25 protein-coding genes and 1 tRNA gene are annotated in these 23,244 nt (G+C 62.0%); 19 read left to right on the forward strand and 7 right to left on the reverse strand.

What is annotated here, in order from left to right; genetic code table 11:
- The first annotated feature begins 8 nt into the window (after nt 1-8).
- From nuoL to RFM98_RS14890, 11 genes are all read left to right on the forward strand, one after another.
- Nucleotides 9-1,982 carry an NADH-quinone oxidoreductase subunit L gene (gene nuoL, locus RFM98_RS14840; RefSeq protein ID WP_320309568.1) on the forward strand — a complete coding sequence of 658 codons (1,974 nt, stop codon included), beginning with the start codon at nt 9-11 and terminating at the stop codon, nt 1,980-1,982.
- Nucleotides 1,982-3,487: an NADH-quinone oxidoreductase subunit M gene (locus RFM98_RS14845; RefSeq protein WP_320309569.1), complete on the forward strand. Its 1,506-nt coding sequence runs from the start codon at nt 1,982-1,984 to the stop codon at nt 3,485-3,487. Before nuoL ends, RFM98_RS14845 begins: the two co-directional genes overlap by 1 nt.
- Before the next feature lie 13 nt (nt 3,488-3,500).
- Nucleotides 3,501-4,937: an NADH-quinone oxidoreductase subunit NuoN gene (nuoN, locus tag RFM98_RS14850; protein WP_320309570.1), complete on the forward strand. Its 1,437-nt coding sequence runs from the start codon at nt 3,501-3,503 to the stop codon at nt 4,935-4,937.
- A 4-nt stretch (nt 4,938-4,941) separates the two neighbouring features.
- Nucleotides 4,942-5,763: a biotin--[acetyl-CoA-carboxylase] ligase gene (locus RFM98_RS14855; protein ID WP_320309571.1), complete on the forward strand. Its 822-nt coding sequence runs from the start codon at nt 4,942-4,944 to the stop codon at nt 5,761-5,763.
- A 98-nt stretch (nt 5,764-5,861) separates the two neighbouring features.
- Entirely contained in the window at nt 5,862-7,532 is a 1,671-nt protein-coding gene (locus tag RFM98_RS14860) for a ribonuclease J (RefSeq protein ID WP_320309572.1), read from the forward strand.
- Between the two features lie 145 nt (nt 7,533-7,677).
- Complete coding sequence (mce, locus tag RFM98_RS14865) at nt 7,678-8,082, forward strand: methylmalonyl-CoA epimerase (RefSeq protein ID WP_320309573.1); 405 nt, start codon at nt 7,678-7,680, stop codon at nt 8,080-8,082.
- Nucleotides 8,079-8,363, forward strand: coding sequence for a DUF1467 family protein (locus RFM98_RS14870; protein WP_320309574.1), 285 nt, complete (start codon nt 8,079-8,081; stop codon nt 8,361-8,363). Before mce ends, RFM98_RS14870 begins: the two co-directional genes overlap by 4 nt.
- A gap of 781 nt (nt 8,364-9,144) precedes the next feature.
- On the forward strand, nt 9,145-10,473 hold the full coding sequence (proS, locus tag RFM98_RS14875; RefSeq protein ID WP_320309575.1) for a proline--tRNA ligase: 1,329 nt from the start codon (nt 9,145-9,147) through the stop codon (nt 10,471-10,473).
- Nucleotides 10,470-11,756 carry a lipoprotein-releasing ABC transporter permease subunit gene (locus RFM98_RS14880; protein WP_320309576.1) on the forward strand — a complete coding sequence of 429 codons (1,287 nt, stop codon included), beginning with the start codon at nt 10,470-10,472 and terminating at the stop codon, nt 11,754-11,756. Before proS ends, RFM98_RS14880 begins: the two co-directional genes overlap by 4 nt.
- A complete protein-coding gene (locus RFM98_RS14885; RefSeq protein WP_320309577.1) occupies nt 11,753-12,436 on the forward strand; it encodes an ABC transporter ATP-binding protein in 684 nt (227 codons plus the stop codon). The genes RFM98_RS14880 and RFM98_RS14885 overlap by 4 nt, the downstream gene beginning before the upstream one ends.
- A gap of 541 nt (nt 12,437-12,977) precedes the next feature.
- On the forward strand, nt 12,978-14,228 hold the full coding sequence (locus RFM98_RS14890) for a site-2 protease family protein (protein ID WP_320309578.1): 1,251 nt from the start codon (nt 12,978-12,980) through the stop codon (nt 14,226-14,228).
- A gap of 5 nt (nt 14,229-14,233) precedes the next feature.
- Here RFM98_RS14890 and lipB read toward each other — a convergent pair whose 3' ends face one another.
- Nucleotides 14,234-14,977, reverse strand: a complete 744-nt coding sequence (gene lipB, locus RFM98_RS14895) for a lipoyl(octanoyl) transferase LipB (protein ID WP_320309579.1) — start codon at nt 14,975-14,977, stop codon at nt 14,234-14,236.
- A gap of 183 nt (nt 14,978-15,160) precedes the next feature.
- On the opposite strand from lipB, the gene RFM98_RS14900 reads away from it, so the two are divergent.
- Both RFM98_RS14900 and RFM98_RS14905 read left to right on the forward strand, forming a co-directional pair.
- Nucleotides 15,161-15,245: transfer RNA gene (locus RFM98_RS14900), tRNA-Leu, on the forward strand.
- 136 nt (nt 15,246-15,381) lie between these two features.
- A complete protein-coding gene (locus RFM98_RS14905) occupies nt 15,382-16,740 on the forward strand; it encodes a site-specific integrase (protein WP_320309580.1) in 1,359 nt (452 codons plus the stop codon).
- Between the two features lie 1,280 nt (nt 16,741-18,020).
- On the opposite strand, the gene RFM98_RS14910 is transcribed toward RFM98_RS14905, so the two are convergent.
- Together RFM98_RS14910 and RFM98_RS14915 are read right to left on the reverse strand one after the other, a co-directional pair.
- Complete coding sequence (locus RFM98_RS14910; protein ID WP_320309581.1) at nt 18,021-18,221, reverse strand: hypothetical protein; 201 nt, start codon at nt 18,219-18,221, stop codon at nt 18,021-18,023.
- A gap of 16 nt (nt 18,222-18,237) precedes the next feature.
- Nucleotides 18,238-18,450 carry a hypothetical protein gene (locus tag RFM98_RS14915; RefSeq protein WP_320309582.1) on the reverse strand — a complete coding sequence of 71 codons (213 nt, stop codon included), beginning with the start codon at nt 18,448-18,450 and terminating at the stop codon, nt 18,238-18,240.
- 226 nt (nt 18,451-18,676) lie between these two features.
- Here RFM98_RS14915 and RFM98_RS14920 point away from each other — a divergent pair, with 226 nt between their 5' ends.
- From RFM98_RS14920 to RFM98_RS14935, 4 genes are all read left to right on the forward strand, one after another.
- The gene (locus RFM98_RS14920; protein ID WP_320309583.1) at nt 18,677-19,120 is read left to right on the forward strand and encodes a hypothetical protein; all 444 of its coding nucleotides are present in this window, start codon (nt 18,677-18,679) and stop codon (nt 19,118-19,120) included.
- A gap of 347 nt (nt 19,121-19,467) precedes the next feature.
- The gene (locus RFM98_RS14925; protein ID WP_320309584.1) at nt 19,468-19,611 is read left to right on the forward strand and encodes a hypothetical protein; all 144 of its coding nucleotides are present in this window, start codon (nt 19,468-19,470) and stop codon (nt 19,609-19,611) included.
- A 352-nt stretch (nt 19,612-19,963) separates the two neighbouring features.
- Nucleotides 19,964-20,086, forward strand: a complete 123-nt coding sequence (locus tag RFM98_RS14930; protein ID WP_320309585.1) for a hypothetical protein — start codon at nt 19,964-19,966, stop codon at nt 20,084-20,086.
- A gap of 27 nt (nt 20,087-20,113) precedes the next feature.
- Nucleotides 20,114-20,284 carry a hypothetical protein gene (locus tag RFM98_RS14935; RefSeq protein ID WP_320309586.1) on the forward strand — a complete coding sequence of 57 codons (171 nt, stop codon included), beginning with the start codon at nt 20,114-20,116 and terminating at the stop codon, nt 20,282-20,284.
- Nucleotides 20,285-20,406: 122 nt separating this feature from the next.
- Here the strand turns inward: RFM98_RS14935 and RFM98_RS14940 are convergent, their stop codons facing one another.
- Both RFM98_RS14940 and RFM98_RS14945 read right to left on the reverse strand, forming a co-directional pair.
- On the reverse strand, nt 20,407-20,715 hold the full coding sequence (locus RFM98_RS14940; protein ID WP_320309587.1) for a hypothetical protein: 309 nt from the start codon (nt 20,713-20,715) through the stop codon (nt 20,407-20,409).
- A 138-nt stretch (nt 20,716-20,853) separates the two neighbouring features.
- Nucleotides 20,854-21,084: a hypothetical protein gene (locus tag RFM98_RS14945; RefSeq protein WP_320309588.1), complete on the reverse strand. Its 231-nt coding sequence runs from the start codon at nt 21,082-21,084 to the stop codon at nt 20,854-20,856.
- Nucleotides 21,085-21,165: 81 nt separating this feature from the next.
- Between RFM98_RS14945 and RFM98_RS14950 the strand changes: the two genes are divergently transcribed.
- Nucleotides 21,166-22,023: an ATP-dependent DNA ligase gene (locus RFM98_RS14950; RefSeq protein WP_320309589.1), complete on the forward strand. Its 858-nt coding sequence runs from the start codon at nt 21,166-21,168 to the stop codon at nt 22,021-22,023.
- A gap of 14 nt (nt 22,024-22,037) precedes the next feature.
- Nucleotides 22,038-22,247 carry a hypothetical protein gene (locus RFM98_RS14955; RefSeq protein WP_320309590.1) on the forward strand — a complete coding sequence of 70 codons (210 nt, stop codon included), beginning with the start codon at nt 22,038-22,040 and terminating at the stop codon, nt 22,245-22,247.
- 24 nt (nt 22,248-22,271) lie between these two features.
- Here the strand turns inward: RFM98_RS14955 and RFM98_RS14960 are convergent, their stop codons facing one another.
- Both RFM98_RS14960 and RFM98_RS14965 read right to left on the reverse strand, forming a co-directional pair.
- Nucleotides 22,272-22,535 (reverse strand): hypothetical protein, encoded by a 264-nt coding sequence (locus tag RFM98_RS14960; RefSeq protein ID WP_320309591.1) that lies wholly within the window; start codon nt 22,533-22,535, stop codon nt 22,272-22,274.
- 395 nt (nt 22,536-22,930) lie between these two features.
- Nucleotides 22,931-23,152 (reverse strand): hypothetical protein, encoded by a 222-nt coding sequence (locus RFM98_RS14965; protein WP_320309592.1) that lies wholly within the window; start codon nt 23,150-23,152, stop codon nt 22,931-22,933.
- Nucleotides 23,153-23,244: the final 92 nt, after the last annotated feature.

Here is a 23,244-nt window from a genome sequence, read left to right on the forward strand (position 1 = left end):
GAACCACCATGTATCAGGCTATCGTCTTCCTTCCGCTGCTTGGCTTCCTGATTGTCGGCCTGTTCGGCAATTCGCTCGGCGCCAAGGCTTCCGAATACATCACCTCCGGCTTCCTGGTGATCGCGGCGGTGCTGTCGTGGATCGCTTTCTTCACCGTCGGCTTCGGTCATGGTGAGGTGTTCACCGTGCCGGTGCTGCGCTGGATCCAGTCGGGCGGCATCGACGCGTCGTGGGCGCTGAGGATCGACACGCTGACGGTGGTGATGCTGGTCGTCGTCAACACGGTGTCGGCCTTGGTTCACATCTATTCGATCGGCTACATGCATCACGATCCGAACCGGCCGCGTTTCTTCGCCTATCTGTCGCTGTTCACCTTCGCGATGCTGATGCTGGTGACGGCCGACAACCTCATCCAGATGTTCTTCGGCTGGGAAGGCGTCGGTCTCGCCTCCTACCTGCTCATCGGCTTCTGGTACAAGAAGCCGTCGGCCAATGCGGCGGCCATCAAGGCTTTCGTCGTCAACCGCGTCGGCGATTTCGGCTTCGCGCTCGGCATCTTCGGCGTGTTCGTGCTGTTCGGCTCGGTCAATCTGGGCACCATCTTTGCCAATGCCGCGACGTTCATTCCGGCCGAGGGTGCTGCGCCAGGCGCAGCCGTGCTGACCTTTCTCGGCCAGGCGCTCGACAAGCAGTCAGCGATGACCATCGTGTGCCTGCTGCTCTTCATGGGCGCCATGGGCAAGTCCGCGCAGGTGCCCCTGCACACCTGGCTGCCGGACGCCATGGAAGGCCCGACGCCGGTCTCCGCGCTCATTCATGCCGCGACCATGGTGACCGCCGGCGTGTTCATGCTGGCGAGGCTTTCGCCGCTGTTCGAGCTGTCGCACACGGCGCTGACCGTCGTCACCTTCATCGGCGCCTTCACCGCCTTCTTCGCGGCGACCGTCGGTCTCGTCCAGAACGACATCAAGCGCGTCATCGCCTATTCGACCTGCTCGCAGCTCGGCTACATGTTCGTGGCGCTCGGCGTCGGCGCTTATGGTGCGGCGATCTTCCATTTGTTCACGCACGCCTTCTTCAAGGCGCTGCTGTTCCTGGGTTCGGGCTCGGTCATCCACGCCGTGTCCGACGAGCAGGACATGCGCAAGATGGGTGGGTTGAGGACGCTCATCCCCAAGACCTACTGGATGATGGTAATCGGCACGCTGGCGCTGACCGGCGTCGGCATCCCGGCAACGGTGATCGGCACCGCCGGCTTCTTCTCCAAGGACGCCATCATCGAGACGTCCTTTGCCAGCCACAGCGCGGTCGCGGGCACTGCCTTCGTGCTGCTGGTCATCGCCGCCTGCTTCACCAGCTTCTATTCATGGCGGCTGATCTTCATGACCTTCCACGGCGAGCCGCGCGCCAGCCATGAGGTCATGCATCACGTGCATGAATCGCCACCCGTAATGCTGGTGCCGCTTTATGTGCTCGCCGCCGGCGCGCTGTTTGCCGGCATCATCTTCCACGGCGCCTTCATCGGCGAGGGTTATGCCGAGTTCTGGAAGGCATCGCTGTTCACGCTGCCGGAGAACCACATCCTGCACGAAATCCACGAGCTGCCGCTGTGGGTGGAACTGGCGCCGTTCATCGCCATGGTCATCGGCTTTGCGATCGCCTGGAAGTTCTACATCCGCTCGCCGGAACTGCCCCGAAGCGTCGCCGCCAACCACCGCCTGCTCTACGGCTTCCTGCTCAACAAGTGGTACTTCGACGAGCTCTACGACTTCCTGTTCGTGCAGCCGGCCAAGCGCCTCGGCAGGTTCCTTTGGAAGACCGGCGACGGCACGATCATCGACGGGCTCGGACCCGACGGCATCTCGGCGCGTGTCGTCGACGTCACCAACCGGGTCGTCAAGCTGCAGACCGGCTATCTCTACCACTATGCTTTCGCCATGCTGATCGGCGTGGCCGCTCTCGTCACCTGGATGATGCTCTGATGACCGACTGGCCAATCCTCTCGCTGGTCACCTTCCTGCCGCTGGTTGGTGTTCTGCTCATTCTGCCGATCAGCGACGACAGCGAAAATGCGCGCCGCAACATCCGCGCGATCGCCTTCATCACGACGGCGTTCACATTCGTCATCTCGCTGTTCATCTGGACGGGCTTCGACAATTCGCAGGCCGGCTTCCAGTTCGTCGAGAAGCACGCCTGGCTGGATTCGGGCATTTCCTATCACATGGGCGTCGACGGCATCTCGATGCTGTTCGTCATCCTGACGACATTCCTGATGCCACTTTCCATCCTCGCTTCCTGGGAAGCGATCGAGAAGCGGGTCAAGGCCTATATGATCGCCTTCCTCATCCTCGAGACGCTGATGATCGGCGTGTTCTGCGCGCTCGACATCGTGCTGTTCTACGTCTTCTTCGAGGCCGGCCTGATCCCGATGTTCATCATCATCGGCGTGTGGGGCGGCAAGCGGCGCGTCTATGCGTCGTTCAAGTTCTTCCTCTATACGCTTGCCGGCTCGGTGCTGATGCTGCTCGCCATCATGGCGATGTTCTTCCAGTCAGGCACCACCGATATCCCGACGCTTTTGACGCATAACTTCCCGGCCAACATGCAGACCTGGCTGTGGCTTGCCTTCTTTGCCTCCTTCGCGGTGAAGATGCCGATGTGGCCAGTGCACACCTGGCTGCCTGATGCCCATGTCGAGGCACCGACGGCGGGCTCGGTCATTCTGGCCGCCATCCTGCTGAAGATGGGCGGATACGGCTTCCTGCGCTTCTCGCTGCCGATGTTCCCGGAGGCATCGGCGATGTTCGCGCCGCTGGTGTTCACGCTCTCCGTCGTCGCCATCATCTACACCTCGCTGGTGGCGCTGATGCAGGACGACATGAAGAAGCTGATCGCCTATTCGTCGGTCGCCCATATGGGCTTCGTCACCATGGGCATCTTCGCCATGAACCAGGAGGGCGTGCAGGGCGCGATCTTCCAGATGCTCAGCCACGGCCTCGTCTCGGGCGCGCTGTTCCTGTGCGTCGGCGTCATCTATGACCGCATGCACACGCGCGAGATCGACGCCTATGGCGGTCTGGTCAACAACATGCCGAAATACGCCACCGTGTTCATGATCTTCACCATGGCCAATGTCGGCCTGCCGGGCACCAGCGGCTTCATCGGCGAATTCCTGACCATGCTCGGCGTATTCAAGGTCAACACCTGGGTGGCGTTCTTCGCCGCCACCGGCGTCATCCTGTCGGCGGCTTACGCCCTTTGGCTCTACCGCCGGGTGATCTTCGGCGCGCTGACCAAGGATAGCCTGAAGAACCTGCTCGACCTTTCGCCACGCGAGAAGGCGATCATCTACCCGCTGGTGGTGCTGGTCATCTTCTTCGGCGTCTACCCGGCGCCGGTATTCGACGCGACGGCCCAATCGGTCAAGACGCTCGTCACCAACGTCACCGCATCCATCAATTCCGCGCAGACCGCGGCGGCGAACTGACTGGGGATAAACCATGACGCCGGACCTTCTCTCCAGCCTTTCGCTCTCGACGCCGGAACTGATCCTTGCCGTCGGCGCGCTGGTGCTCCTGATGATCGGAGCCTATTCACGCAGCAACAACACCATGACCGTGACCGGACTGGCCGTCATCGTGCTGGTGGTGTCCGGCCTCTGGCTTGCCTTCTCCGGCGGGCGGGGCGCTGCCTATGGCGGCGCCTTCGTCCAGGATTCCTTCGGCAACTTCATGAAGATGCTGGCGCTGATCGGCTCGGCGGTGACGCTGGTCATGTCGATGCGCTTTGCGCGTCAGGAACATTTCGACAAGTTCGAATTCCCGGTTCTGGTGCTGATCTGCACGCTCGGCATGCTTCTGATGATCTCGGCCAACGGCATGATCGGGCTCTATCTCGGACTCGAGCTGCAGTCGCTGGCGATCTATGTGCTGGCGGCGATCAACCGCGACAATCTCCGCTCGACCGAGGCGGGTCTGAAGTATTTCGTCCTCGGCGCGCTGTCGTCGGGCATGCTGCTCTACGGCATCAGCCTCGTCTACGGCTATACCGGCAACACCGGCTTCCAGGAGATCGCGACGGCGCTGGGCAGCGGCGAGCGCCAGCTCGGCCTCGTCTTCGGCCTGGTGTTCGTGCTCGCCGGCCTGGCCTTCAAGATCTCGGCGGTGCCGTTCCACATGTGGACGCCGGACGTCTATGAAGGCGCGCCGACGCCGATCACCGCTTTCCTGGCAGCGGCGCCGAAGATGGCGGCGATGGCGCTGATCGTGCGCGTCACCATGAGTGCCTTCAAGCCGATCGCTGCAGACTGGCAACAGATCGTCGTCTTCATTTCGATCGCCTCGATGGCGCTCGGCGCTTTCGCGGCCATCGGCCAGACCAACATCAAGCGCCTGATGGCCTATTCCTCGATCGGCCATATGGGCTATGCGCTGGTCGGTCTCGCCGCCAACAGCCAGGCCGGCGTGCGCGGCGTCGCCATCTACATGCTGATCTATCTGGTGATGACGCTCGGCACCTTCGCCTTCATCCTCGCCATGCGCCGCAAGGAAGGCAATGTCGAGCAGATCAGCGATCTGTCCGGTCTCGCCTCGACCAACCCGATCATGGCGACCATCCTCACCATCCTGATGTTCTCGCTCGCCGGCATTCCGCCGCTCGCCGGCTTCTGGGGGAAGTGGTACGTGTTCCTCGCCGCCATCAACGCGCATCTCTACGCGCTGGCGATCATCGGCGTGCTGGCCTCGGTGGTGGGCGCCTACTATTACCTGCGCATCATCAAGATCATGTGGTTCGACGAACCGGTCGGCGGCTTCGTGCCGATGGCCAGCGAACTGCGCCTCGTGCTCGGCGTCAGCGGCGCCTTCGTGCTGTTCTATGTGCTGATCGGCGGGCCGATCGGCAGCTATGCCGAAGCCGCCGCGAAGACCTTCTTCTGACGGGATGGCGTTTCGACTGGCTCCAACCGCGGCGTCGGAGGGGTTCCGGCTCGAGGCGCATGACAGTGTCGGCTCCACCAACACCGTGGCGCTGGACCATGCACGCGCCGGCGACCCCGGCAAGCTCTGGGTCGTCACCAAAAAGCAGGAAAGCGGCCGCGGCCGGCGTGGCCGTTCGTGGGCAACCCCAGAAGGCAACCTGGCGGCGACGCTGCTCCTGCTCCCCGGTGGAGAGCTTCGGCTTGCCGCGACCCTCGGCTTTGTCGCGGGCCTTGCGCTGGCCGATGCGCTCGAGGCCGTCGTGCCGAAAGGCCGGATCGCGGTCGCCGTCGACGGCGCGAGCCAGGGCCGCAACCGCTTCGAACTGAAATGGCCGAACGACGTGCTGACGTCGGGCGCCAAGCTTGCCGGCATCCTGCTGGAATCGGCGATGCTGGAGGGCGGCCGTTTCGCGGTTGCCATCGGTATCGGGGTCAATGTCGTGGCCTATCCGCAGGATTTGCCCTATCCGGCGACATCGCTGCAGGCATTGGGCGCCGCGTGCGACGCCGAAACGCTGTTCCTGGCGCTTTCGGATGCCTGGAGCGAGAATGCCAGGCTGTGGGATGACGGGCGCGGGCTCTCTGCCATCAGAAAGCGGTGGCTTGCCCGCGCAGCAGGCCTTGGCGGCGAGGTTGCTGTCAGAATTGACGGCAATGTGGTGCGCGGCGTCTTCGAAACCATTGACGAGGACTGCCGTTTCGTGATCCGCGACGATGAGGGATCGGTTCTGACGATCTCGGCCGGCGACGTGCATTTCGGCGCTGTCGCCTCGGCGCGGTTATAGTTTTTTGTTTTTGCGCAATTCCGGACGGAAAACAGTGACACAGTTTTTCTGGAATTGCTCTAACGGCTTGGCCAAAGCGGCCAGGAAGGAAAGAATGCATGGCGAATAAGGAAAACGCTGAGCTCGTTTTCGCGCCGCTGGGCGGCGTCGGCGAGATCGGCATGAACTTCGCCCTCTACGGCTATGGACCCGCCGACGCGCGTGAATGGATCATCGTCGATGTCGGTGTCACTTTTCCGGACTCGGCACATCCCGGCGTCGATCTCATCTTGCCCGATACGCGCTTCATCGAGGAGAACCTCGACGGCCTGCGCGGCATCGTTATCACCCATGCGCATGAGGACCATTACGGCGCGCTGCTCGACATCTGGCCGAAGCTCAAGGCGCCGGTCTGGATGACGCCGTTCGCCGCCGGTCTGCTCGAAGCCAAGCGGCAGGGCGAGCGGAACGCCCCGAAGATCCCGGCGTCGATCTATCGCGCCGGCGAGAAGTTCACCATCGGGCCGTTCGAGATCGAGGCGATCCCGGTTGCGCATTCGATTCCCGAGCCGATGTCGCTGGCGATCACCACGCCCGCCGGCACCGTGATCCACACCGGCGACTGGAAGATCGACCCGGCGCCGACGATCGGCCCGAAGACCGACGAGGCGCGTTTCCGCGCTTATGGCGACAAAGGCGTGCTGGCGCTGATCTGCGATTCCACCAATGCGCTCAGGGAAGGGGAGTCGCCGTCGGAAGTGGCGGTCGGCGAGGGCCTCAAGGGCGTCATCGAGAATGCCAAGGGCCGCGTCGCGGTCACCACCTTCTCCTCCAATGTCGGGCGTATCGTCTCGATCGCCAGGGCGGCGCGCGATGCCGGCCGGCAATGCCTGGTGCTCGGCCGCTCGCTCAAGCGCGTCATCGATGTGGCGGGCGAGCTCGGCTACATGGACGGCCTTCCGGAATTCATCGCCGAGGAAGACTACGGCTTTATCCCGCGCGAGAATTTGGTGATCATCTGCACCGGCAGCCAGGGCGAGCCGCTGGCCGCGCTTGCAAAGCTCTCGCGTGACGAAATGAAGTCGGTGGCGCTGACGGCCGGCGACACGGTGGTGTTTTCCTCGCGCACCATTCCCGGCAATGAAAAGGCGATCCTCGAAATCAAGAACCGGCTGATCGACCTCGGCATGAAGATCATCGAGGACGGCGACGCGCTCGTGCACGTCTCCGGCCACCCACGGCGCAGCGAATTGCGCAAGATGTATGAATGGGTGCGGCCGCAGATCGGCGTTCCCGTGCATGGCGAGGCAGCGCATCTCGTGGCGCAGGGCTCGCTGATGTCGATGTCGGGCATCGGCCAGGTGGCGCAGGTGCGCGACGGCGACATGCTCAGGCTCTGGCCCGGTCCGGCGACGATCGTCGACCAGGTGCCGTTCGGCCGGCTCTACAAGGACGGCCTGCTGATCGGCACCGACCAGGCGATGGGCATACGCGACCGCCGCAAGCTGTCCTTCGCCGGCCATGTCGCGGTCAATGTCGTGCTCGACGACAAATATGAGCTTGCCGGCGACCCCGACCTGGTGGCGATCGGCGTCGCCGAGGCCGATGCCAAGGGCGAGACGCTGGAAGACCTGATGCTCGATGCGGCAATCGGCGCGGTGGACTCGATCCCGCGCCAGCGCCGAAAAGACCTCGACCTGGTGCAGGAAGCGGTGCGCCGTGCCGTACGCGGCGCCGCCAACGAAGCCTGGGGCAAGAAGCCGTTGGTGACTGTGTTCGTCACGCGGTGACGAACAGGGGAGTAAGGCAGTAGGGGAGTAGGGGAGTAGGGGAGTAGGGGAGTAGGGAAGAATAAGCAGTTACTTTCCTCAGTCTTGTTTTTTCCCCTACTCCCTTATTCCCCTATTCCCTTACTCCCCTAACGCGGAGCGTTGTATGCTTGGACGCCTGAACCATGTCGCGCTTGCCGTGCCGGATCTGGCCGCGGCAATGGCCGCCTATCGCGATACACTGGGCGCGCGATTGAGCGCGCCGCAGGCGCTGCCGGAACACGGTGTCACCGTCGCGTTCGTCGATGTCGGCAACACCAAGATCGAGTTGCTGGAGCCGCTGGGCGACGCCTCGCCGATCGCGGCGTTCCTCGAGAAGAATCCTTCCGGCGGCATGCATCATATCTGCTACGAGGTCGACGATATCCTTGCCGCCCGCGACCATTTGAAGGCGAGCGGCGCGCGCGTGCTGGGCGACGGCAACCCGAAGACCGGCGCGCATGGCAAGCCGGTGCTGTTCCTGCACCCCAAGGATTTCTTCGGCACGCTCGTCGAACTGGAGCAGGTATGAACTGGATTCTGTTCGCCGCGCTGTTCTTCGTCACCTGGTGGCTGGTGCTGTTCGTCGTTCTTCCGTTCAGCCTGCGCACCCAGGACGACGATCAGGATGTCACGCTTGGCACCGTTTCCAGCGCGCCGCGCGGGCCGCATATGCTGCGCGCCTTCGTCCGCGCGACGATCGTGACGGTGATCGTCATGGGTATTCTCTACGGTCTTACGATGGGGTTGGGATTCAGTTTCGACGACATCATGCGGGTCATGCCGGACTTCACGCCGGACGCCAGTCCCTGATACCGCTAGAGCGTCCACCGTTTCACGGAAACGGCGAACCGCTCTATCTCTTTGTTTTGCCGCAATTCCGGGCGGAAAACCGCTCACACTTTTCCTGGAATTGCTCTAAAGCGCGTCGCGCTGAACCGGATTCAGGCGACGCGCTTTAGGTCTTTGTTTTGATGCATGTCGTTGTCCCAGAACCGCTGCACACTTCTGGGCGACATGCGTTAGACGCAGTTTTCGCAAGTATTGAGCAGTAAGCGCGCGTCAAGGTTGAAATCGGAAGCCGGCTTCCGATTTCGGCGGCTAATCATGGCTGATGCTGTTTGGCAGATGGTCCGTGCTAAGCAGATGATTGCACAAAAAAAATGCAAGGCACGAGGCCTTGCAATTTAAACGCGTCCGATCCGTTTCCGGTGTCCGGCGGCAGCGAGTTACCGCGCCTAGATCGCATCCTCCCAAGACTTTGACCGCGTAGGAGAGCAGATTTTTCTCCGCCCTCTCGGTTATCGGGGCACACTAGACCAAGGCAGGTGAAAATGTCACGAAGAATTTTGCCTCGAAACAGGCAATATCGTGCTGCACTGCACAATAGTGCGGCAGGGCTTGCTTGTGAATCGATCAAATAGCCATTTGCGGCACTTTGCAGCCAAAATCGCCTTTTTCGTAAGGTGCAGAAGACCCCGATACTTTGGGGCACTCGGGTTTCCATTCGGCCATGAAATGGCTATGAAGCCCGGGCAAGCAGCCTCGGTTGCGCCGATTCCCCGCGCCGCCATTTTCATTCACGGACCAGTCCATGCGTTTGTCGCGCTACTTCCTGCCCATTCTCAAAGAAAATCCCCGTGAGGCCGAAATCGTCTCGCACCGGCTGATGCTGCGCGCCGGCATGATCCGCCAGCAGGGGCAGGGCAGCTTTTCGTGGCTGCCATTGGGCAAGCGCGTGCTGGACAAGGTCTGCCGGATCATCCGCGAGGAACAGGACCGCGCCGGCGCGTTGGAAATCCTGATGCCGACCATCCAGTCGGCGGACCTGTGGCGCGAAAGCGGCCGTTACAACGACTACGGCAAGGAGATGCTGCGCATCAAGGATCGCCAGGACCGGGACATGCTCTACGGTCCGACCAACGAAGAGATGGTCACCGAGATTTTTCGCGCCTACGTCAAGTCCTACAAGGACCTGCCGCTCAATCTCTACCACATCCAGTGGAAGTTCCGCGACGAGGTGCGTCCCCGCTTCGGCGTCATGCGCTCGCGCGAGTTCCTGATGAAGGACGCCTATTCCTTCGACCTTGATTTCGAGGGCGCCAAGGCCGCTTACAACCGCATGTTCGTCTCCTATCTCAGGACGTTCACGCGCATGGGCCTGCAGGCCATTCCGATGCGCGCCGACACCGGTCCGATCGGTGGCGACCTCAGCCACGAATTCATCATCCTGGCGGAGACCGGCGAGAGCCAGGTGTTCTGCGACCGCGCTTATCTCGCGCTCGACGTTCCTGGCGCCGGCACCGACTTCTCCAACGATGCCGAGATCGGCGGCATCGTGAAGAAATGGACGACGCCTTACGCCGCCACCGATGAAATGCACGACGAAGCCGCCTGGGAGAAGGTCGCTGAAGGCGACCGGCTCTCGGCGCGTGGCATCGAGGTCGGCCATATCTTCCATTTCGGCGAGAAGTATTCCAAGCCGATGAACGCCAAGGTGACCGGCCCCGACGGCAAGGACCATTACGCCTCGGGCGGCTCCTACGGCATCGGTCCGTCGCGGCTGGTCGCGGCGATCATCGAGGCAAGCCATGACGAGAACGGCATCATCTGGCCGGAAGCGGTGGCGCCCTTCGATATCGGCCTGATCAACATGAAGGTCGGCGACGCCGAATGCGACCGGGTCTGCGACGAGCTTTATGCCGCGCTGATATCGGCCGGCAAGGACGTGCTCTATGACGACACCGACCAGCGGCCGGGCGGCAAGTTCGCCACCGCCGACCTGATCGGCTTGCCGTGGCAGGTGATCGTCGGCCCGCGTGGCGTGGCGGCCGGCGAGGTCGAGATCAAGAACCGCAAGTCGGGCGAGCGCGAAACGCTGCCGATCGCCGAGGCCAAGAAGCGCCTGGGTATCGCCGCATGAGCGAGGCGGCGACAGCGGTCAGATCAGGGGCGGGCGCCTTTTCCGGCTTCGAGCGCATGGTGGCGTGGCGCTACCTGCGCTCGCGCCGCAAGGAGACGGTGATCTCGGTCATCGCCTCGATTTCCTTCCTCGGCATCATGCTGGGCGTCGCGACGCTGATCGTCGTCATGGCCGTGATGAATGGTTTCCGCGCCGAATTGCTGACCCGCATCCTCGGCGTCAACGGCCATCTCATCGTGCAGCCGCTCGATTCGCCGCTGGAGGATTACGCCCAGGTGGCGAGCCGCATCAACGGTGTCTCCGGCGTCAAATACGCCATCCCGCTGATCGACGGCCAGGTGCTGGCGCAAGGCAATGTCGGCGGCGGCGCGGGCGCCTTGGTGCGCGGCATCCGCGGCGAGGACCTCGGCAAGATTTCGATCGTCTCCAGCAACATCAAGCAGGGCACGCTCGACGGTTTCGACACCGGCGACGGCGTGGCGATCGGCAAGCGCATGGCCGAAAGCCTCGGGCTGGTGCTTGGCGATACCATAACCCTGATCTCTCCCGACGGCGACGTGACACCGCTCGGCACGACGCCGCGCATGAAGGGCTACAAGGTCGCGGCGATCTTCGAGGTCGGTATGTCGGAATATGACAGCTCGATCGTCTACATGCCGTTCTCGGAAGCGCAGCTCTATTTCAACATGGATGGGCGGGCGCAGACCATCGAGATCTATGTCGACAATCCAGACAATGTCGACGCGCTGAAGCCTCTGGTCGAGCAGGCGGCGCAACGGCCGGTCGATCTCGTCGACTGGCGCCAGCGCAACGAGACTTTCTTCTCGGCGCTGCAGGTCGAGCGCAACGTCATGTTCATGATCCTGACGCTGATCGTGCTGGTGGCGGCGCTCAACATCATTTCCGGCCTCATCATGCTGGTGAAGGACAAGGGACATGACATCGCCATCCTGCGCACGATGGGCGCTTCGCGCGGCGCGATCCTGCGCATCTTCCTGATGACAGGAGCGGCGATCGGCGTCACCGGCACGATCGCCGGCGTGCTGCTCGGCGTCGTCATCTGCCTCAACATCGAATCGATCCGCCAGTTCTTCTCGTGGATGACCGGCAGGATCCTGTTCAATCCGGAGCTCTATTTCCTCAGCCAGTTGCCGGCGAAGATGGATCCGCGCGAGACGACCTATGTGGTGATCATGGCGCTGGCCTTGTCGTTCCTCGCGACGGTGTTCCCGGCGTGGCGGGCCGCCCGGCTCGATCCCGTCGAAGCCTTGAGGTACGAGTGATGGCCGAGGCCATTATCGAGTTGAAGGGCGTCGAGCGGCACTATGTCCAGGGGCCGCGCAAGCTCACCATTTTGAACGGCGCCGACTTTTCGCTCAGGCGCGGCGAGATGGTGGCGCTGGTGGCGCCGTCGGGCTCAGGCAAGTCTACCCTGCTGCACACAGCCGGCCTGCTGGAGCGGCCCGACGCCGGCGACGTGATGCTCGCAGGCCGTGCCTGCGGCCGCTTGTCGGACGAGGAGCGAACCGCGATCCGCCGCAACGATGTCGGCTTCGTCTACCAGTTCCATCACCTGTTGCCGGAGTTCTCAGCGCTCGAGAACATCATGATGCCGCAGCTGATCAAGGGGCTTTCCTCCAAGGACGCTTCGGAACGGGCGGCACAGCTTCTCGACTATATGCAGATCGGCAAGCGCGCGCAGCACCGGCCGGCCGAGCTTTCCGGCGGCGAGCAGCAGCGCGTGGCGATCGCGCGCGCGGTCGCCAATGCGCCGCTGGTGCTGCTGGCCGACGAGCCGACCGGCAATCTCGATCCGGTCACCGCTTCCTACGTGTTCGATGCGCTGGAAGCGCTGGTCCGGCAGTCGGGACTGGCGGCGCTGATCGCCACCCACAACCACGAGCTTGCCGGGCGCATGGACCGGCGGGTGACGCTGGCCGAGGGGAAGGTCGTCCCGCTGTAGCGTGTGTCTCCCAACGTCGTCATCCTCGGCATGCGATCGGCCCGCGTAACACGATCCAATCCCCCGTCAACCTTTCCTTAACCCTGCCCTAACGGATCGCCGGAATCGCTCCGGCGCGCCGCCGATGGCCGTTGACATTCGAACAAAATTAGAACAAATTACGAACATACCAAAAACGGAGAGAGTTATGTCTGATCTGGTTCAGGATGTCGTCTCGCTGGTTTGCATGAGCACCTTCCTTGTTTCCATGGCGATCTGGATCGGCGCCATGTGATCAGGCGGCTTGGCCGCTGTACGGGACGGGCAAATGCCCGCCCGTTGTTCGAGCGGGCAAGAGCCCGCCCTGTTGTTGGGACGGCAAGAGCCCGCCCTGGGACGGGCAAGAGCCCGCCCGGGGACGGGCAAGAGCCCGCCCTGGGACGGGCAAGAGCCCGCCCTTGTCGGGACGGGGAAGACCCCGCCCGTTGTTAAGTCTTTCTTGGCCGCGCCGCCGCTAGGCTGCTCCTTCAAGACAGGGAGCCCAAGACAGGGGAGCCAGGCAGTGTCGGTCATCGTCACGGTCACCCTCGTGGCCGGCAATCTCGGACTGATCTTTCTTTTGATGACCGTGCCGCTCGGATTGCGCACGGTGACGGCCAGCCGTGTGATCAAGGCCAGCCGCAATCGTCTCTGGCAGGCGCTGTGGCCGTTCGGCGGCGATGCCGGCTGGTCCGGCGAAATCCTTTCCGCCGAGCCCCTGGACGGCGAGGGGACGGCGCTGATCAAATTGTCCCGGGAAGGCCGGGACGGTGGGTCGATCGAGCGCAAGGCGCGGTTCGAGGATGTGAGAGAAGGAAGCCACTTCTCGATGGCGGTCATCGAGGATACGGCGCTCGATCCATCGTTCTGGGCGAATTATCGCGAGACCGTCGAGCTCGCATCCGAGGGCGATGCCACGCGGGTCACGCTTACCCAGACCGACCGCTATCGCGGCGTCGCGTTTCTGATCTTCCGCTACTTTGCCATGCGCCGCGAACTGCGCAAGCTGGACGTCTGGGCGGCAACCGGCACGTATCGCAAGGGTGGCTGGTTCGAGCATCCGGCGAGCCAGGTCGGCTTTGCCGTGCTTTCGGCCCTGATCCTATGGCCATTCTTCGGCCTCAGCCTCGGCGGCTTCGCGCTGGCCACGATCCTGACTTCGGTGGTCGCCCTGCACGAACTCGGCCACATGGCGGCCTTCCGGCTGACGGGGCATCGCCGGGCGCGGATGATCTTCATTCCGCTGCTCGGGGGCATCGCGATCGGCGGCAGGCCCTATGACAGCCGCTTCGAAGTGGCGTTCGTGGCGCTGATGGGCGCGGGCTTTTCCGCTTTCCTGGTGCCGGTGCTGATCGCCGCCAGCAGCTTTGCCAATGGCGAGGGACATCGCCTTGCCGCCATGCTTTTGGCCACGCTTGCCGGCTGCGCATCGCTGTTCAACATCGCCAATCTGGTGCCGGTGTGGAAATTCGACGGCGGCCAGGTGCTGCGCCAGATCTGCCCCGGTCCGGCAGCACTCGCGCTGGCGTCCTTCTTCCTGCTCTCCGCGCTTCTTGCGCTCGGCTGGCGGGCCGGTTTCTCGCCGAGCTTCCTGCTGATCGCGGGCGCGGTGTTCTCGATCCTCAGCCTGATCACCATGGGCAGCGGCGTGAAGCCGCGCCACGAGCTGAAGCCGATCCAGCCCTTCGACCGGCTGGCCATGGCCGGCGCGCTGCTCGCCGTCTTTGCCATCCACGGCTACGGCATGCTGTGGGCCTCCGCGCAGTTGATGTAGCGGGCTCAGCTCGCCTTTCGCGCCAGCTCGGCGACCGGCACCGCGGCAGGGCCAAAAACGTCTTCGAACGCGGATTTCAGCGCGAGGTCGAGGTCGGCCATGGTGACGGGCAGGCCGAGGTCGACGAGGCTGGTCACGCCGTGGTCCGAGACCCCGCAGGGCACGATGCCGCTGAAATGGCCAAGCTCTGGTTCGACATTGACGGCGATGCCGTGAAAACTCACCCAGCGGCGCAGCCGGATGCCTATTGCCGCGATCTTGTCCTCGGCGGTTGAGCCGTCCGGCAGGGCAGGGCGATCCGGCCGCACCACCCAGACGCCAACCCGGTCCTCGCGCCGCTCGCCGCGTACGTTGAAGGCGGCAAGCGTGCCGATGATCCATTGCTCAAGCGCGGCGACGAAGGCGCGCACATCCTCGCGCCGGCGCTTCAGGTCGAGCATGACATAGGCCACGCGCTGCCCCGGGCCATGATAGGTGTATTCGCCGCCTCTGCCCGCGGCGAACACCGGAAACCGGTCGGGCTCGATCAAATCCTCGCTGCGGGCGCTGGTGCCGGCGGTATAGAGCGGCGGATGCTCCACCAGCCAGACCATCTCGCCGGCGGCGCCGCTGCGGATCGCTTCGGCGCGCGCCTCCATGAACGCCAGCGCGTCCGGATAGGAGGTGAGGCCGGGTTCGATCACCCATTCGACCGGCGCCGAACCGGGGAGCGGCAGGAACGACGTGGCGATCTGGCTGCGTTCTGTCATGGAGTGTTTCTCAACTTGCGCTTATATGGCGGCAATCGGCCAAAACGTCCAGTTCCGCTTCCTCGTCGCGAGCCTGTGGCATTGTGCCGGCAGCAGCTAACGATTATTCCGCATGGCGCACTTGTTTCGCCGGAAACGATTTGCTACAGGCCCCGAGCCGGACGGTTCCGGCTCCTACCACGTGCGGTCGTGGCGGAATTGGTAGACGCGCAGCGTTGAGGTCGCTGTGGGGCAACCCGTGGAAGTTCGAGTCTTCTCGACCGCACCATTGGCTAAATCAGTAAGTAGCTGATATTAAAGTAAAATAGGCGGCTTTGCCGCCTTTTTTATTGACGATTTGGTCAAAATTGCACCACAAATTGCACTGCATGATGCATCATCGGCAATCATGCTGGCTGTTGGATATGGCCAAGAAAATACCGTCCTCTTCAAGCGCGCCAGACCCTGATCGATATCTAAAAAAACGCGCCACGAGATGGCATTACGTCCGGCGTGTCCCGGCCCATGTGGCCGGCTTCGATCCGCGCGGAACAATCCAAATTTCACTGAAAACCACCTCCCACGAAGTCGCCCGCATCAAGCGCGATGCCTTCGAGAAGGCGGACGACCTCTATTGGTCGGGACTCGCCGACGGCCGTCAGTCCGAATCTGTCGTCGCCGCTTACAATGCCGCGAGAACCCGTGCGCTGGCCCTTGGTTTCGAATACCTGTCATCCGCGAACCTTGCAGCCAGCCGTCCGCTGGACGAGATCCTGCGTCGAGTCGAAAAAGCGAAGGTCTCTGGCGGGCGAGAGGCGCCCGCGCTTCTTGGCGCTCATGAGAAGCCGGCGCTAACTGTCCGGGAAGCCACCGAGTATTATTTCGACACCATGGCCGCCGACGAGGCTCGGGGCATGAGCGAATACCAATTCGCGTCCTGGAGAAAGGTGAAGAGATATGCGGCGGAAAGCTTCATATCGGTAGTCGACAACAAGCCACTTCTTGAGATCACACGGGCCGATGCCCAGAGGTATTACGAATTCTGGCTCGACCGCGTCAAAGGCTCCAAAGGCAGTAAGCGCATGTCCTCGAACACCGCAAACCGTAGCTTCGGCAATATGCGGAAACTGTTCAAAACCTACGCGAACTGGCTGGCGCTCGATATCCGGAACCCTTTTGACGGGCTGTCGTTTCGCAATCGCAAAAGCGACCGGCGTGTGGTTCCTCCGTTCGAAGCCGAGTGGATCAAGACAAAGTTCCTTGTGCCCGGCGCGTTTGGCCGTCTCAACGATGATGCCCGGCTCATTTTCCTCGCCTTGATCGAGACCGGCTGCCGGCCCTCCGAGATCTGCAATCTGAGACCAGAGAACATCAGGCTCAATCATCCGGTCCCCCATCTCGCCATCCGGTTTCAGCCCGACCGCCTGATCAAGACAGAGTCGAGCATTCGCGAAATTCCTCTTCTTGGTGTCTCGCTCGAAGCCATGAAGCGCGCGCCAAAGGCATTCCCTCGTTACAGGGACAAAGAGACCAACCTTTCGGCAACCCTCATGAAGGGCCTCAGATCGGCAAAGCTGTTGCCCTCTGAGGAGCACAGGGTCTATTCGATCCGCCATGCTTTCGAAAAGCGAATGCAGGAAGCGGGGCTGGATTACGATTTGAGGTGCCGGCTGATGGGGCATGCCAATGACCGGCCGCAATACGGGGACGGCGGATCGTTGGAATGGCGGCGCGATCAGCTCAAGAAGATCATACTGCCCTTCGATCCTGGAATCCTTGCCTAGGCTGATAGACTAGATCCGCGCCTTGGCAGCACTCAGGCGATCTGCCCGGGAGGCCAATTGCTCCCGCTCGTGCTCCAGGCGATCGAAAATCGGCCAATAGCTTTCGCCTTCTGGCCGTGTCTCGATCAAATGGGCAACATATGCGAGGGCCTTTTCGACCCGTGGAAGAAAAAGGGCTTTTGCACCACTGCGTTTGCGACCTCCCCAGCAGTCCTCCACCTGGTCACCGCGATGAGATTGAAAGCCGATGTCGACAGGGCGAGCGGCATCTGAGGCAAGGCGACCCTCCTTCTCAACACAGTTTGTCCAACGGCGAGGGCCGCGGCGTTCGCTTGTTGCGGCTTGGGTAGGCTCGCTGTTTCGAGAATGATCTTTTTCCAATTTAGGCATCGTTGCAGTTCGCGAAATCTGACGTGCGGCCGCTGGCCTGCCCGCGGACAGGACGATGCTTCGGCAAAGTGCCTGTTGGAAGACTTCGATCGGACCGATCGCACAAAAGGATGCTGCAGCGTAAGGACGGGCTGAGGGGCCCGAAAGGGTCCCTAAAACGTCGCCGGTGCCGGCGCCTCGATCGCCGAGACATAAGAATCGCAATCGGGTCCGGGCGCCAAGGCTTACACGAGTCGCTCGGCGCGAGGTCGACGCAGGCATTTCTTCCGCAGCGCCGCCGGCAAGCGTTATCGCGGCATATTTTGCTCGAAACACTGATCGACCAGGCGAGCGAATAGGATGCTTCGGGTCATGAAGTTGGTGTTGATAATGGCAGCGCTAGAGCATTACCGCCTTCCCCCACTCATCCAGCCGCCAGTTCCGGCCTCGCTGCAATGGCTGAGTGGTTGAAGCCTCTATTTGGCTTTTCGATGCCATCAGCATCCAGAAATTGGAATCGGGACGCACCACTCCGCGGCATTCTAACCGAGCAGCTGACTTCATTCGGCATCGGTTACAGAACCAGTATTGCTGGAACCGGAATGGTCGCCATCATATGGTGCCCTTCGCCGGGGGCTGTCGGTCCCGCATCCCGCCTTACGGCGGCGCTATGCTGATGCTCCTTCGGCCGCCCTGTTGAACCGGTCTCAGGGCCACGAACCTGCTCCAGCACCGAACTGCCTTGTTTGCGCTTACGGACATTTCGGTGCCTCCACTTTGTACGCCCTTTTCCCATTGGTCAGGAGAGCAGTAGGCTCTCCCGACCTTCCAAGCCCGCGCTCGTCACCAAGGTCGCTTTGCTCCGGAAGGAAGAGGCGCCAAGAAGTAACGTTGGCGCCTATCTTCCGAAGTCACATTCCGAGCGTCCTCTTGGATTCGAAGCGATTGGTAGTAGCCTCGACCAAAGCGGCCGCCGCCTTTTCAACCTGGTCGGCCAGGTCGTCAACTTTGGTCATCCGCTTCGCCACCCTGTCATGGAGCATCGAAAGGCGAGCGGCTCGATGCACATCCATTCGCTTTTGGAATTGCATATCCAAGGGCTTGAACATCATGGGAGCGGCTCCTCAGTCAGTAGCGCGGAATGGTATTGAGCTTCGTCAGTCGCTCTCTTGCCTCGGCGACTCGTCGTTGTTCGGATCTGATCCGATCGCAGAGGGAGAGGTTCACGGCGACGTTGCCGCCGCCTTGGTCCAACAACTCGTTCGATCGGCTGAGAGAGCGCTCGGCTCGATTGACGCGCAGGCGGGCCTTCGCAAGTTCAAAGCTAAAGATTTCGACCATCTTCCCGACTCCGGGTTTCAGGTCCCTTCACAAAATCAACAGGCGCCGGGAACTTTTGTTCCTGCGACGCTGGCGCGCAGGGCTTGGAGGGCGCGCCTATGACCGCGTCGGTCTTTCTCACCGTCCTAGCCTTCGTCACCATCCTGGCCGTTGTATTCGGGCTTGCCTGATGGCTCGCGGGCGCAAACCAGTCGGCACGCCAGAAGAACGCCTTGAGCGAAGGCCCATGCTCGGCCGCGAGCGGCAGGAGCGTCTAAAAGCGCGCCACGACCATGGCGGCATCATCCTGCCGATCCATCTCGACCATGTGACGGTCGGCCTGATGATGGAGGTTGGCGCCGTAGATGAGGCCGGCAGCCGCAGCCGAAAGCGTCTCGGCGCTGCCGCGCTTCGCATCCTCAATAACGCGTTAATCACAGCCGTCTCGGCCGGGCGTAAATTATCCCAAGAACAGGAGGAGCACCATGCTCGCGAGAACACCGAAGGCGACCGAACTGGACTTCGCCAGCATTTTGAAGATCCCGCCGAAGCCGACAACGATCGCGGAGGCCGAAAGCAAATGGCGCGAGGCAGCGGCAGAGCTTTGAGGCAGCAAGGGCCAAGCACCGCGAGCTGCACCGCCTGTATTTCAACCAGGTGCCGGGCCAGCCGCCGAAGGTCAGGGCCGTAGAGGTGGACGAGGCCGGCGCCGACATCGAACAGTACCAGGTCAAGGAAGTAGAAGCCTAGCGAGTTCTCGATGCCCAGCGGGCGGCCTTTGATGACGAGCTAGCTTCGCTCAAACCGAAGATCGAGGCATATCGCGCCGCGATCGCGGCGAAGCTCGATGAACTCGAAGATTTCGTGACGCTCGGCAGCCAGTTCTACGCCGCAAGCGTCGCAGCGCGCGTGAAGCTTCCAGGAGGATGCCCAGCCGGTGCGAGGGTCTTCTCGGCCCGCATTGCATCGGCATGTTGCGCAAGATTCTCACCGTCGACTGAAGGGATCACGATCATGACTGACAGGTGGAATCCGAAAATGAGTTACCTCGAAGGCGAACGTTGCAAGCATGGCAGCGACGTGTTCGAGGCGAAATTCGATCTCGCCCGTGGCACCAGCCCGAGCGGCGTATTGGCTCGGAAATTTTGGCGGCGCGTTCCAACCATCCCAATTCCCGCGTAGCCAGCCAGGAAGCCGCAGCCGCAGAGACGAGCAGCTGAAGTCGAACAGCGGCAGGCACCCGAGTTCGTCAGGGGTGGATATCTCACGCGAGACTTTACCGTCGAAGCGAAGCGGCGCCGCGAGATGCAAGCGACGGCGGGCAAGTAAGGACTGGAATGGTCAGCGTGGAGGCGTTCATGGCCGATTTGGACACGCATATCGCCGGGGAGCTTGCCGCTCTGCAGGCGCGTGGAGCCGACCGCTTCACGATCGAGGTACGGCACAAGGAACTGTGCGACTGGGCAATAGACCAATGCGGCCAGGCTGAAGCGCGAAGCCGATTGATCTCAGATCGGTCCAGTCGGACGAGATGGTGACCGTCCGCGCGATGTGGGCGTATCTCCTCCCTGACGTCACCGCGGCAATCCAAGCTGGCCTGACTGTCGAATACATTGCGATCGCCCGCGCCGAAGACGGCATCACCTTGCTGTTGTAGGTCGATTTCGCCGAGCCGGAAGACCCGATGCTCTGGGCCTCGTCGGACTTCTACAAGCATTTCGATCGAACCATCTGGGCTGATGCCCTGCAACACGTAGCCGTCGATTACGGCGCCGGCATCGAGGTCGAGGATTATTACCCGCAAGCGCTCGTTGAAGCCATCGAACCTCCGGGGCCATGGAGGCGGCTGTGGTGAACACCACCGGGAGGCGAGGGCGATTCCAGCCCGAGTCTGCGCGGACCGGTCCCACACCTTTACGCACATGAAATTGAGTTTTTCATTCAAGAGGCAAAAACCTAGTGCCTAAAAACCTCACGTTAGTTGCCAACAACCCGCCCTTGACCGGAGCGCCACCAAGGCCGCTCGGCCAGAACGGGATGGCGCTCTGGCAGTCGGTCAATGGCCAATATGCGATTGAAGATGCGGCCGGCGTCGAGTTCTTGACGACAGCATGCCAAGCGCTCGATCGAGCCGAGGCGCTGAAGGCGCAGATCGACGCCGACGGCGCGGTGATCCGCACCAAAGCCGGGCTGAAGGATCATCCAGGCCTCGAGCACGAAACGGCTGCAAGGTCGCTTTGCATCCGCACGCTGGCCCGTCTCGGCCTCGATCTGGAAACGTTGCATGGCGGTCCCGGCAGGCCGCCCCTGAATATTTGGCGTGGCACGAGGCCTTTTCTTGCGGGAACGATGGATTCGGCGATCTCGAGGATGGCGTGGACGAGGGCAAGATCCGAATGCGGCGGATGTGAACCCCCCTCGAGGCTAGGCCTTGATGCTCGGCACGGGCGGCTTCGCTGGCGCCTCAATGCTCAGACGCTCCACGGTGGCAACAATCGCAACCGACAGTGCCTCGGCCTCATCGAGCAGCGTCGGGCCGTAATGGCCGTTCACCTGCTCCTCGCTCATCAGCACGCCGGGCGGGCAATGCTCCTCGATCGTCGCGCGGATCATCCGCAGTGCAGCCCTGCAGTCAGGATCGTTTTCCATAACCATTTAAACATTCACTTTAGCTAAAATGTTCCGGAACCAAATCGAAGGCGGCGCCTTGAATCGCGTTGTTTGTTGGGGTTGTGCGTGCGTTTGAGCTTCATTCCGCCGTTGATGCCGACGCTTGTCGACAAGCCGCCGGATGGCGACGGATGGATTCACGAAGTCAAGTTCGACGGCTACCGTTCGCAGACCATCATCGACGAAGACGGGGTGCGCATCTTCACGAGGCGAGGCTTGGACTGGACATCGAAATACCGCGACCTCGCCAAGGCGGCCGGCGAGCTTGGAGCCGAAAGCGCCATCGTCGACGGCGAGATCATCGTACTGAACAATGCCGGCGTTTCGGACTTCGGCGAACTGCGGAAAGCCATCACGCGGAGGCAGCATGACCTGTACTATGTCGCCTTCGATCTGCTGCATCTCAACGGCCACGATCTGCGCGACATGCCGCTGGTGGACCGGCGCGACATCCTCGAGGCGATGATCTCGGCAGGCCAGCGCATCCAATTCAGCCAGGCGCTGCCGGGAGACGCCAAGTCGATCTTTCATCTTGTCGACCAGGCGGGCCTCGAAGGCATGGTGTCGAAGCGCAAGGACAGCGTCTATCGCAGCGGCAATTCGACAGCATGGCTGAAGACCAAGTCCTATGCGATCGACGAATATGATCTGCTTGGCGTCGAGCGTGAACCGGGCAAGCCAGCGTTCGCCCTGATGGCCGACCGCGGGACCGGACGCTATGTCGGGTCCGCCTTCATCACCTTGAACCGGGAGATGCGCGAACGGCTCTGGGAGCGGGTCCAGCAGCACGCCGGGGCGGCGCCTACGGCCATCAAGCGGCCGGCGACGCTTTGGGTCAAGCCGGGCCTGATCGGCCGTGTGAGGCACCTTCGCGGCGAGGAGGATCTGCGCCACGCATCGTTGCAGGACTTTCGCGAGGAGTAGCGAGGAGACAGCCCATGCCGATCCGCCAGAGAGCAAAGGATGCAGGAATCTTTGAGCCGGCTGACCTGGGTCTCCTCGCGAGAGTGTTCGACCTGTTGAAATTCGACGGCCAAACCGCCGAGCAACGCGACGCTCTGGCCTCGCGCATCCTCGCCAACTTCATGGCTGGCATCACAGATGAAGAGGAACTCATTTCCCTATCGAGGCGACCTTTAGGCCGCTAAGAGGCGGGTTTTCTTCAAAGTGCTCTAAGGCGTCACAAGGCGGAGAGTGCTGGCGGTCACCGTGACGGGAATACCTAGATTCACGGTGACTTTGTCCCCATCAACGTGAGTGACTTCACCCACCAGTTCGATCGGCTGACCAATTTCTGCCTTTGTGACACTGTCGACGATCGAGTGCGGGAAATCGTAGGACGGGATCGTCACACTGATACGATCTTCCGTCACTCGCCCTCGCACCTTCGCGGTGATAGCGACCTCGTCGCCGATGTTGAAACTGCCCTTTGCCATACCATGAGTCTGGCGCGGCCTGCGGCTTAGTCAAGCGGTCGCTAATGGAACATCGGGCTATGGGTGAGGTTGATTAAGCAGCCGGCGCGCTGACTGCCAAGCGTGTCGCGTCGGGTGGGGCGCCTTCCGCAATCCAAGGCTTCACACTCGATAAAGAGCCCGTCTGGCACCCATGGCAGGCGGGCTCTTTCACTATGCTGAATAGACCATAGCAGGTAGCGCAATGGGACCTCAGTCCTCATTGCAGCACGACGGGTTATCGAACAACTTTTACTTGCCGCCGAGTTTGAAGCCACTTCCTCCCCAGGAATAGGTGTCGGCGGCTGGGCCCGGTTCGCATAATCCTGTGTCACCCTCGGATCTGCGAGCCGGGCTTTGCGCGCCTAAGCAATTCGTCATTTGGCGAAATCCTTCGGTGGCTGTTCTGTAATCCCGAACTCATGCACCGTGCCTTTCGTTTCGTCCACAACACGTAACCAGTGTTCTCGAAGTGTGTCCTTGGCAGAAATAGAAACCCCCGTGACCAGTTTGACCGCACTCTCTGCGTCTTCAGCGGTTACAACGTGCGAGGCGGCGACCTCGTCACCATTCATTTCTTCCACCTGGTATTTCGGCATTGATGGACGCTCCTTTTTGCAGCAACCACCTTCCGAGAGGAAGGTTCCTGCTGTTTTTCAGCGGAGGTTGTCTTGGCTTTCGAGGCGACCTT

Source organism: Mesorhizobium australafricanum (assembly GCF_033977265.1).
Taxonomy (GTDB): domain Bacteria; phylum Pseudomonadota; class Alphaproteobacteria; order Rhizobiales; family Rhizobiaceae; genus Mesorhizobium; species Mesorhizobium australafricanum.

Bases quoted from the DNA above. Each gene is read 5' to 3' on its own strand.
- nuoL (WP_320309568.1), top strand. From the start codon at position 9: ATGTATCAGGCTATCGTCTTCCTTCCGCTGCTTGGCTTCCTGATTGTC.
- RFM98_RS14845 (WP_320309569.1), top strand. From the start codon at position 1,982: ATGACCGACTGGCCAATCCTCTCGCTGGTCACCTTCCTGCCGCTGGTT.
- nuoN (WP_320309570.1), top strand. From the start codon at position 3,501: ATGACGCCGGACCTTCTCTCCAGCCTTTCGCTCTCGACGCCGGAACTG.
- RFM98_RS14855 (WP_320309571.1), top strand. From the start codon at position 4,942: ATGGCGTTTCGACTGGCTCCAACCGCGGCGTCGGAGGGGTTCCGGCTC.
- RFM98_RS14860 (WP_320309572.1), top strand. From the start codon at position 5,862: ATGGCGAATAAGGAAAACGCTGAGCTCGTTTTCGCGCCGCTGGGCGGC.
- mce (WP_320309573.1), top strand. From the start codon at position 7,678: ATGCTTGGACGCCTGAACCATGTCGCGCTTGCCGTGCCGGATCTGGCC.
- RFM98_RS14870 (WP_320309574.1), top strand. From the start codon at position 8,079: ATGAACTGGATTCTGTTCGCCGCGCTGTTCTTCGTCACCTGGTGGCTG.
- proS (WP_320309575.1), top strand. From the start codon at position 9,145: ATGCGTTTGTCGCGCTACTTCCTGCCCATTCTCAAAGAAAATCCCCGT.
- RFM98_RS14880 (WP_320309576.1), top strand. From the start codon at position 10,470: ATGAGCGAGGCGGCGACAGCGGTCAGATCAGGGGCGGGCGCCTTTTCC.
- lipB (WP_320309579.1), bottom strand. From the start codon at position 14,977: ATGACAGAACGCAGCCAGATCGCCACGTCGTTCCTGCCGCTCCCCGGT.
- RFM98_RS14905 (WP_320309580.1), top strand. From the start codon at position 15,382: ATGGCCAAGAAAATACCGTCCTCTTCAAGCGCGCCAGACCCTGATCGA.
- RFM98_RS14910 (WP_320309581.1), bottom strand. From the start codon at position 18,221: ATGATGTTCAAGCCCTTGGATATGCAATTCCAAAAGCGAATGGATGTG.
- RFM98_RS14915 (WP_320309582.1), bottom strand. From the start codon at position 18,450: ATGGTCGAAATCTTTAGCTTTGAACTTGCGAAGGCCCGCCTGCGCGTC.
- RFM98_RS14920 (WP_320309583.1), top strand. From the start codon at position 18,677: ATGCTCGGCCGCGAGCGGCAGGAGCGTCTAAAAGCGCGCCACGACCAT.
- RFM98_RS14925 (WP_320309584.1), top strand. From the start codon at position 19,468: ATGAGTTACCTCGAAGGCGAACGTTGCAAGCATGGCAGCGACGTGTTC.
- RFM98_RS14935 (WP_320309586.1), top strand. From the start codon at position 20,114: ATGCTCTGGGCCTCGTCGGACTTCTACAAGCATTTCGATCGAACCATC.
- RFM98_RS14940 (WP_320309587.1), bottom strand. From the start codon at position 20,715: ATGCAACGTTTCCAGATCGAGGCCGAGACGGGCCAGCGTGCGGATGCA.
- RFM98_RS14945 (WP_320309588.1), bottom strand. From the start codon at position 21,084: ATGGTTATGGAAAACGATCCTGACTGCAGGGCTGCACTGCGGATGATC.
- RFM98_RS14955 (WP_320309590.1), top strand. From the start codon at position 22,038: ATGCCGATCCGCCAGAGAGCAAAGGATGCAGGAATCTTTGAGCCGGCT.
- RFM98_RS14960 (WP_320309591.1), bottom strand. From the start codon at position 22,535: ATGGCAAAGGGCAGTTTCAACATCGGCGACGAGGTCGCTATCACCGCG.
- RFM98_RS14965 (WP_320309592.1), bottom strand. From the start codon at position 23,152: ATGCCGAAATACCAGGTGGAAGAAATGAATGGTGACGAGGTCGCCGCC.